Below are 4961 nucleotides of genomic sequence, written 5' to 3' on the forward strand. Positions count from 1 at the left end.
CCCCCCCCCCCAACTCCATGCCTGCAGCAATATGCAATAAGCGTTGTCGCCTATCGAGTAGCGACTGCCACAGGAGGACTTGATGCTTCGATCTGCGCTCGTGCTTGCCCTTGGACTTCTATTTGCACAAGCCGTTGCTCCCGCCGTTGCGGCGGAGGCCACCGCGATCACCGAGGAGGAAGCGCACGCCATCGGCGTCGACGCCTATCTCTATTTCTATTCGCTGGTGACCATGGATCTGACGCGCAAGCAGCTCACCAATCAGGAGCCAAGCCCCGGGGGCATCGGCGGACCGATGAACCGCTTCGCCAATGTCGGAGCCTTTCCCACCGCCGACTTGCGCGTCGTGGTCAGACCCAACTTCGATACGCTCTATTCGAGCGGCTGGCTCGATTTGACCAAGGAACCGATGGTCGTCTCCGTACCCGACACGGGCGGGCGCTACTATCTCCTGCCCATGCTCGACATGTGGACCGACGTGTTCGCCTCGCCGGGCTGGCGCACCACCGGCACTCAAGCCGGAAATTTCCTGGTGACGCCGCCAGGCTGGCGCCCCGATCTCCGCGACCGGTTCGCCGAGGAGTTCAGGCTTCCTGACAACACGCAGCGCATCGATGCGCCGACGCCCTATGTGTGGATCATCGGCCGAACCAAGACCGATGGCCCCGCCGACTACGACGCCGTGCACAAGATCCAGGAGGGCTACAAGATCACGCCGTTGTCGCAATGGGGCAAGGAGGCCGTCGAGCCGGAGGTGAAGATCGATCCTTCTGTCGACATGAAGACTCCGCCGAAGGTTCAGGTGGACAGCATGAAGGCGGATAAGTTCTTCGCCTACGCGGCGGAGCTGCTCAAGCGCCATCCGCCGCACATCACCGATCAGCCGATCATCGCCCGCCTTGAGCGCATCGGTTTCGAGGCCGGCAAGAGCTTCGATCTCGATAAGGCCGATCCCGCTGTCCAGAAGGGGCTGGAGAGCACGCCGGAAGACGCCCAGAAGCTGATGGCGTGGAAAATGCCGACGCTCGCCAAGGTGGTGAATTATTGGTCGATGAACACCGACACCATGGGCGTCTACGGCAACTATTATCTCAAGCGCGCCCTCGTCACCCAGCTCGGTCTCGGCGCCAATTTGCCCGAAGATGCGATCTATCCTCTCAATCTCGCCGACGACACCGGCAAGCCGCTCGATGGCGCGAGCAACTACACGATCCATTTCGACAAGGGACAAATCCCCCCAGTCGATGCCTTCTGGTCGATCACGCTCTACGATCCGGACGGTTTCCAGGTCGCCAATGGCTTGAACCGCTTTGCCGTCTCAAGCTGGATGCCCTTCAAGACCAACCCGGACGGGTCGCTCGATCTCTACTTCCAGAACGAGAGTCCGGGCGCGGACAAGGAAGCGAATTGGCTGCCGGCGCCAAAGGGGCCTTACAACCTGACGATGCGCCTCTACGCGCCGAAGTCGGAAGCGCTGACCGGCAAATGGAACCCGCCGCCGGTGACGAAGGTGCAGGCAGTGCCGGCCGCGGCGCAGTAGGCGCCCTCGCGAGGACCCCGCGATTGACCTGGATCAAACCGGGCGCGACCGGGCAAGATAGGACAAGTCTCGGAATTTCAACGAGGATTGAGGAGCTGCCATGAGCATGCGTCAATCGATTCTGCCGAAGCTCGCTTGCGTGGTCGTGGCCGTTGCCGCCGCGCTGCCGGCGAGCGCCCAGGAGACCATGGGCACGCCGGGAGCGCCCGGCGCCGCGTCAACAATCGATGGGCGACAGATACCACCGCCTCCCGCCGCATTCGGTGGCACGATCAACCTTGACGCTCTCAACTCCAAGCCTTACTGGCAGCCCCAGGTGGTGCCGCCGAAGGGCGCGCCCAACATTTTGCTTATCCTCACCGATGACGTGGGCTTCGCTGCACCGAGCACATTCGGCGGGGTCATTCCAACCCCGACGCTCGATCGCATCGCCAGCATGGGGCTGCGCTACACGCAGTTTCACACCACATCGCTGTGTTCGCCCACGCGTGCCGCCCTGATCACCGGGCGCAATCATCACTCAGTGGGTTTTGGCGTGATCAGCGAAGCGGCGACCGGCTATCCCGGCTACAACAGCGTCATTACCAAGGACAAGGCGACCATCGGCCAGATCCTCAAGGCTAATGGTTATGCGACGTCCTGGTTTGGAAAGAATCACAATACGCCGTCTTATCAGACAAGCCAGGCCGGCCCGTTCGACCAATGGCCCGCGGGCATGGGCTTTGAGTATTTCTACGGCTTCAACAGCGGTGAGACCAACCAGTGGCAGCCCGATCTCTACCGCAACTCCACGCGTATCTACCCCTATGTGGGCAATCCGAATTACAACCTTACCACTGACATGGCAGATGAGGCCGTCGCCTACCTCAATCAGCTTAACGAGCTCGACCCGAAGAAGCCGTTCTTGCTGTATTACGCGCCGGGGGGTACGCACGCACCCCATCACCCGACTCCGGAATGGATCGAAAAGTTCAAGGGTAAGTTCAGCATGGGCTGGAATGCCCTGCGCGAACAGATCTTCGCCAATCAGAAGAAACTCGGCGTCATACCGCAGGATGCTCAGCTCACGCCATGGCCCTCCGATATCCTCAAGAATTGGGACCAGCTGACCCCAGAGGAGAAGAAGCTGTTCGAGCGGCAGATGGAAGTCTATGCGGCCTACCTTGCCTATACCGATCATGAGATCGGCCGCGTGGTACAGGCCGTCGAAGATATGGGCAAGCTCGACAACACGCTGATCATCTACATCAGCGGCGACAATGGCAGCAGCGCCGAAGGCTCACCCGTGGGAACGCCTAACGAAATGACGTTCTTTAACGGGATAGAGGTGCCGGTCGCGGACCAGATGAAGTTCTACGACGCGTGGGGTTCGCAGCTCACCTATCCCCATATGGCCGTGGGCTGGACCTGGGCGATGAGCACGCCCTACAAGTGGACCAAGCAGATCCCGTCGTACTTTGGTGGCATCCGCAACGGTATGGCCATTGCATGGCCGGGCCACATCACCGACGCAGGCAGCATTCGCAACCAATTTCACCACGTGATCGATATTGTTCCTACCATCCTCGAGGTTACGGGCATCCGCGCGCCGGAGCAGGTCGACGGCATCACTCAAACGCCAATCGAGGGGGTGAGTCTCGCCTACACCTTCGACAAGGCCAATGCCAATGCGCTCTCGACGCATAAGACTCAATATTTCGAGATGTTCGGCAATCGGGCGCTCTATCACGACGGCTGGATCGCCTCCACGGTGCCCTACAGGGAACCGTGGAACGGCACCGCGCCCACTCCGAAGGACGTGGTGAACGGCCTAAGGTGGGAGCTATTCGATCTCACCAAGGACTGGACCCAGAACAATGATGTCGCAGCCGCAAACCCGGACAAGCTCAAGGAACTGCAAGACATGTTCTGGGTCGAGGCCGCGAAATATCAAGTCTTGCCGCTCGATGCGTCGGCGCTGACCAGGTTCATCCTGCCCCGCCCGAGCATCGTCGCCGGCCGCGATGAATTTACCTACACCAAGCCGATCGTTGGCGTGCCGCTCGGCACGGCGCCGAGCGTCCTCAACAAGTCCTTCACCATCACCGCCGATATCGACGTGCCTCAAGGCGGTGGCAACGGCATGCTCGCCACCCAGGGCGGACGCTTCGGCGGCTGGGGGTTCTACCTCCTCAAAGGCAAGCCCGTATTCGTTTATGATCTGCTCGACCTCGCCCGACCAAGGGTCGAGGGCAGTGCGGCTCTGACGCCCGGCAGGCATAAAGTCGAATTCGCTTTCAAGTCGGACGGTCCGGGCCTCGGCAAGGGCGGAACTGGCACCATCACGGTTGATGGCGCCGAGGCGGGAAGCGGGACATTTCCTCACACCATACCCTTCGCACTTGAGGCCAGCGAGACATTCGATGTGGGGTCGGATACGGGAACCGGTGTGAACGATGCAGATTACCAGACGCCATTCGCCTTCGACGGCAAGCTGGATAGTCTGACTCTCAAACTCCTGCCCCCGGGCTGAGGACAACGTGCATGGCGGAGTGGGACCGCTCGGTGCTTGGCGTAGCCGCCGCCATCGAGGCGGTCACGGGTCTCTTGCTCCTCATCGTCCCGCATTTGCTGGTGAAGCTGCTGCTCGGCGTCGAGGTGACGGGAGCGGCGATCGTGATTGGCCGCGTCGCCGGCATTGCGCTCCTGTCGCTTGGAGTCGGTTGCTGGCTCGGGCGGCAGAAGGCAGGCGGCGGCTGGGCTCTGGTGGCCATGCTCCTCTACAATGGTCTCGTGACGCTCTATCTCGCGGTGGTGGGACTCGGCACGGAGTTCATCGGCGTGCTGTTGTGGCCAGCGGTTGTGGCCCACGCGGTCCTAACGATGTTGCTCGGCGCTGCCTGGTTGAAGACTCGCTGAAATGACGCGGGAATTTCGATGACTGTGGCGCGAAAACATCAGGCGCGTCGGTCTCGTGTGCTAGCTTTCTGAGCCGATTTGGCTGTGCGCGTCAGGGGGACCGTGGGGATGGCTTTCTATCGACCCGTATTCGCGCTTCTCTGTGGGTTTCTCGCCGCAACCAGCCCCGCGTGGAGCGCCGACCTCGGGCCTGGCCCTGGCGCGTCCTATGCCGAGCCTTTAGCGCCGCCAAACCCCTGGACCTTCAGCTTCACGCCCTATGGCTGGTTCACCGGCATCAACGGCAACGTCACCGCGCGCGGACACACCGTCGCTGTCGACGAAAGCTTCATCGAGATCGCCGAGAAGAGCGACATGTTCGCCGCGCTCATGGGCTATTTCGAAGCGCGCAAAGGCAGGTTCGGATTCTTCACCGACGCGGTGTGGGCCGATCTCGGCTTCCCGGGCCATCTGAATTACGACGTCAGCCGAAGCGTGTCGGGCAATCCCTTCGCCAGACTCCGCGACTTCAAAGGAACGATCA

3 protein-coding genes and 1 pseudogene are annotated in these 4961 nt (G+C 61.3%); all 4 read left to right on the top strand.

Features of this window, described 5'->3' with window-relative positions; all coding sequences use genetic code 11:
- Positions 1–82 precede the first annotated feature (82 nt).
- Entirely contained in the window at positions 83–1540 is a 1458-nt protein-coding gene (locus tag ACREC7_RS15690) for a DUF1254 domain-containing protein (RefSeq protein ID WP_431556629.1), read from the top strand.
- A gap of 187 nt (positions 1541–1727) precedes the next feature.
- A complete protein-coding gene (locus ACREC7_RS15695) occupies positions 1728–4052 on the top strand; it encodes an arylsulfatase (protein WP_431556631.1) in 2325 nt (774 codons plus the stop codon).
- A gap of 11 nt (positions 4053–4063) precedes the next feature.
- Complete coding sequence (locus tag ACREC7_RS15700; protein WP_431556630.1) at positions 4064–4438, top strand: hypothetical protein; 375 nt, start codon at positions 4064–4066, stop codon at positions 4436–4438.
- A gap of 108 nt (positions 4439–4546) precedes the next feature.
- Positions 4547–4961 (top strand): annotated as a pseudogene (locus ACREC7_RS15705) (hypothetical protein); the annotation flags it as partial.

Origin of the sequence: Methyloceanibacter sp., assembly GCF_050728395.1 — a bacterium.
Taxonomy (GTDB): Bacteria; Pseudomonadota; Alphaproteobacteria; order Rhizobiales; family Methyloligellaceae; genus Methyloceanibacter.

Bases quoted from the DNA above. Each gene is read 5' to 3' on its own strand.
- ACREC7_RS15690 (WP_431556629.1), top strand. From the start codon at position 83: ATGCTTCGATCTGCGCTCGTGCTTGCCCTTGGACTTCTATTTGCACAA.
- ACREC7_RS15695 (WP_431556631.1), top strand. From the start codon at position 1,728: ATGGGCACGCCGGGAGCGCCCGGCGCCGCGTCAACAATCGATGGGCGA.
- ACREC7_RS15700 (WP_431556630.1), top strand. From the start codon at position 4,064: ATGGCGGAGTGGGACCGCTCGGTGCTTGGCGTAGCCGCCGCCATCGAG.